At 62.4% G+C, this 4,526-nt stretch carries 4 protein-coding genes; 3 read left to right on the forward strand and 1 reads right to left on the reverse strand.

The genetic code is table 11. The annotated features are described in order from the left end of the window. Positions 1 to 52 precede the first annotated feature (52 nt). On the reverse strand, positions 53 to 823 hold the full coding sequence (locus IQK56_RS30615) for an ABC transporter substrate-binding protein (RefSeq protein ID WP_122308747.1): 771 nt from the start codon (positions 821 to 823) through the stop codon (positions 53 to 55). Between the two features lie 194 nt (positions 824 to 1,017). Here IQK56_RS30615 and IQK56_RS30620 point away from each other — a divergent pair, with 194 nt between their 5' ends. The 3 genes from IQK56_RS30620 to IQK56_RS30630 form a co-directional block, all read left to right on the forward strand. Further along, positions 1,018 to 1,515, forward strand: coding sequence for an RNA polymerase sigma factor (locus IQK56_RS30620; protein ID WP_122308745.1), 498 nt, complete (start codon positions 1,018 to 1,020; stop codon positions 1,513 to 1,515). Between the two features lie 53 nt (positions 1,516 to 1,568). Continuing rightward, positions 1,569 to 2,528 (forward strand): FecR family protein, encoded by a 960-nt coding sequence (locus IQK56_RS30625; RefSeq protein WP_193863643.1) that lies wholly within the window; start codon positions 1,569 to 1,571, stop codon positions 2,526 to 2,528. 88 nt (positions 2,529 to 2,616) lie between these two features. Further along, positions 2,617 to 4,526: TonB-dependent siderophore receptor (locus tag IQK56_RS30630; RefSeq protein ID WP_193901976.1), on the forward strand; the 1,910-nt coding region annotated here is incomplete at its 3' end.

Raw genomic sequence — 4,526 nt, forward strand, 5'->3', positions numbered from 1 at the left:
CAAGCCCGCTCACCACAGCATGCCCGCTCACCACAAGGGCAGCTCCGTCGCATCAATCGCCGTAGATATCGGCCTTGAAGTATTGCTGTGAAATCTTCTGGTACTCGCCACTCGCACGAATGCCGTCAATGGCCGTATTCAACTCGCTGACCAGCGCCTCGTTGCCTTTGCGCACCGCAATCCCCGCGCCTTCACCCACGTATTTCGGGTCCTTGAGTTCCGGCCCGACAAAGGCATAGCCCTTGCCCCGTGGCATTTGCAGGAAGTCATTCAGGGGGATGGTGTCGGCAAAGATCGCATCCAGGCGCCCTGACGCCAGGTCCATGTAGATCTCTTCGTTATTGCTGTAGCGCTTGACGGTGATGCCCTTGGGCTCGAACACCTCGGTGGCGTAGCGGTCAGTGGTGGTCGCACGCTGCACGCCGACGGTCTTGCCCTTGAGGCTGGCGTACTGGTCATCGACCACGGCGCCGTCCTTCATCACCAGGCGTGACGAGGTGAAATAGTACTTGTGGGTGAAGTCCACCGACTTCTTGCGGTCTTCGTTGATGGTCATGGACGACAGCGCCATGTCGATTTTCTTCACCTTGAGGGAAGGAATCAGACCATCGAACTCACCTTCAACCCACACGCACTTGACCTTCATCTGCGCGCACAGCGCATTGCCGATGTCGTAGTCGAAGCCGACGATCGTGCCTTCCTGGGTCTTGGAGGCAAACGGCGGATAGGCCGCCTCAATGCCGATGCGCAGGGTTTTCTCGGCGGCCAGTACATGGCTGGAAGCGATCAAGGCCAGGGCGGTGATAAGCAAGCGTTTCTTCATGGGTGATCTCGCAAGTTGTTGTTGGTTTGGCAAGAGAGAAGAAAAATGCAGCAGGAACTTTTGTACTTATAATTCCATACTGGACTTTTATGTATTGATCGTCAACGCACGCCAAAACACCAAAACCGGCTATTAACAATCATTCTCGTTTGTTATATTCCGCGCGCTTGCTTCCATGGCTACCAGGTAGCGTTATGTCCGGCTCAGATCTCAAGGCGTTGTATCTCGCCCACCGCGGGGAAATCCAGGCGTACCTGGACCGTCGCTTGCGCTGCAAGGAAACTGCAGCCGACCTGACGCAGGACGCGTTCATTCGCCTGTCGGAGCACATGGGCCGCACGCGCATCGACAATTTCCGGGCTTACCTGTTTTCCGCTGCGCGCAATCTGTTTATCGACCACACCCGTCGCCAGGAGCACCGCAAGGGCGAGCCGCTGGACCAGCAGGAAGCGGCCAGCCTCGAACATCCCACCCCGACGCTGGAGCAGGCGGCCATCGCCCACCAGCAACTGGCGGCACTGAACACGCTGATCCAAAACATGCCAGCGCCCTGCCGCGAAGTGTTCCTGATGGTGCGTATCGAAGGCCTGACCTACGTGGAGATCGGCGAACGCCTGGGCATCTCGCCGAAAACCGCATACAGCCGCATGGTGCGCGCCCTCGACCTGTTGAAGCTGGGCATGCCTGAGTGAGCCCCTTCACTTATACTCGGCCGCCTGACCGGTCCTCGTTGAATTGATTAGCCATGAGTGTTGAACCGCCGCGCCTTGTCCCGACCTCGCCTCGCCCCGATGACGCCAGCCATCGGGCCAGCGAGTGGTTCGCCCTGATCCAGGGCGGTGCGCCGACGCCAGCCGAGCGCAAGCAATTGGCCCAGTGGCTCGCCGCCGACCCGCGCAATGCCCAGGCCTATGCACATCTGGAACATCTGTGGGCGGCCACGGCCCGGCTGGCGCCACCTGTCACCCAAGCCCCGCAACTGTCTCGCCGGCGGTTTGTCGGCCTGGGAGTCGCTGCCAGTGTGGCGGTGGTTGCCAGCGGCGCCACCACCCTGTGGTTCAAGGGCATAGGCGCACCGTTTGCCGACGTGCGTACGGCCATCGGCGAACGGCGCACCGTGCAGTTGCCGGATGGCTCAACCGTGGAACTGGCGGGCAACACGGCGCTCAACCTGAGCTTTTCCCCGGCCCAACGCTCGGTGGAATTGTTGCAGGGCGAGGCGTTTTTCCAGGTCTTGCCCAAGGCCGGTGGCGAGTTCTCCGTGCAGACCGAGGCCGGTCGGGTGCTGGCCAGCGAAGGTGAGTTCTGCCTGTCGTGCGACGGTCCAACGGCGCAGTTGGGCGTGAGCCGGCATACGGTTCGCGTCATCACCCCCAACCAGCAGACCGACCTGGGCGAAGGCCTGGCGCTGCGCTTCAGCAGTACCCACACCGGGGCGATCCAACGCGCCGAACTGGACCAGATCCTGGCCTGGCGCAACGGTCGCCTGGTGTTCTTCGACACCCCGCTGCTTACCGTGGTCAACCACCTGCAACGCTGGCGCGAGGGCAAGATCTTCATTCCCGACGCGCAACTGGCGGCGCGGCGCGTCAGCCTGATCCTCAATCTGAACCGTCCCGACCAGATGCTCGACGTGCTGTCCAAGGCCCTGGCAGTGCGGACGACGCGCTACACCGACCTGATCACCCTGATCCAACCGGCCTAATCGCAAATAATTCACATCGCCATCAGGTATCGCGCAGACTCATCCGTCCTACAGGGACTGTTAGCGCGACCTCATAGGGAAAACCTGAATGGCAAAGCACTCCACACCTGGACATCAAGCCACCGTGCACTGGCGCGCCGCCGCCCTCGCCTGCACCTTGCTCATGGGCGCCGTCCAGGCACACGCGGCGCCAGCGCCAGCCACGACCACCAGCGTGTCCCTGAATATCCCGGCCCAACCCTTGCGCCAGGCCCTGCTGACATTCAGCCAGCAATCGGGGCAAAACGTCCTGCTGGACGGCAATCTCGACAGCGCGCTGCGCAGTTCGGCCGTCGTGGGGGTGTACTCGCCCGAACAGGCACTGGCCGAACTGCTCAAAGGCAGCGGCTACAGCTTTGCCCGCACCGACGCGATGACGGTGTACCTGGTGCCACTGCCGCAACAAAGCAGCGAGATGACCCTGCCTGCCATCCACATCCAGGACTACGCCACACAGGATGGCGGCCCCAGCGTGGGTTATCAGGGAAAGCCGGTGTCCAGCACCACCCGCCTGGGCCTGAGCGATAAACAAACGCCGCAGGCAATTACCGTCGTCACCCGCGAACAAATGGATGACTTCAAGCTCAACAGCGTGAAAGAAGCCCTGCGCAGCGCGCCGTCGGTCACGGTGGAGCAATTCGAAACCGACCGCACCGCCTTCACCTCGCGTGGCTTCAAGATTGAAAACTTCGAATACGATGGCATGGGCCTGCCCTTTTCCGGCGGCGTGCTGGTCGGCGAGCAGGACATGACCGAGTTCGAGCAGGTCGACGTGCTCCACGGCGCCAACGGTTTGATGAGCGGCGCGGGCGACCCGTCGGCCACGGTCAACCTGGTGCGCAAACGGCCCACCGACACCTTCCAGGCGAAGATCGACGCCAGTGCGGGCTCCTGGGATAACCGTCGCCTGGCCCTGGACGTGTCCGGGCCACTGACCGACAGCGGCAATGTGCGTGGCCGCCTGATCACCGCCCATGACAAGGGCAATTCCTACCTCGACCACTACAGCCACGAAGTCAACGTCACTGCCGGCCTGCTGGCCTTCGATCTGTCCGACGCCGACACCCTCACGGTGGGTTTCTCACAACAGGACAGCTACTCCAACGGCAGCACCTGGGGCGGTTTGCCGATTGCCGACTACGCCGGCAACCGCATCCACTACAGCAGCCGCAGCGCCAGCGTGGGCCAGCCCTGGACCTACTGGAACATCCAGACCCAGCGCGCCTTCGCCGAGCTGACCCACACCTTCGAAAACGGCTGGAGCAGCAAGATCACCCTGACCGGTACACGCCAGCATTCCGACACGAAAATGCTCTACGCCATTCCAATCACCGCCGACACCGTGGCCGCCTATATCAACCGCACCACCAGCAAGGAAAACCAGGTGACGGGGGAAGCGCAGCTGTCCGGGCCATTCAACCTGCTGGGACGCGAGCATGAGTTGACCCTCGGTGCCAACTACGGCCGCCTGCACCACACCGAGCGCGGCCACTACCGCACATCAAGCGGCAACCAAGTGGAGAACCTCGCCGACGTGCTGGCGGGCAACGTGGTGGAGCCAGCGATGAACTACACCGACGACCTCAACACCCAACTGTTTACCGACCGCCAGAAAAGCCTGTTCGCCGGTGCGCGCTTCAGCCTCGCCGACGACCTGCACTGGATCGCCGGTGCGCGCATGCTCAGCGCGGACGGTGACGGCCTGGGCTACGGCTCGCCGCACGACACCCGCGTGCATGGCAAAGTCACCCCCTACACCGGCCTGGTCTACGACCTGACGCCGCAATGGAGCCTCTACACCAGCTGGACCGAGATCTTCAAACCGCAATACCTGCGCAGCACCGCCGGCGGCATCATCGAACCGCTGGAAGGCAAAAGCATGGAAGTGGGGGTCAAGGGTCGGCTGCTCGACGAGCGCCTGGGCGTCAGCGCAGCCGTATTCAAGACCGAGCAGCAAAA

Origin of the sequence: Pseudomonas cyclaminis (genome assembly GCF_015163715.1) — a bacterium.
GTDB classification, from domain to species: Bacteria; Pseudomonadota; Gammaproteobacteria; order Pseudomonadales; family Pseudomonadaceae; genus Aquipseudomonas; species Aquipseudomonas cyclaminis.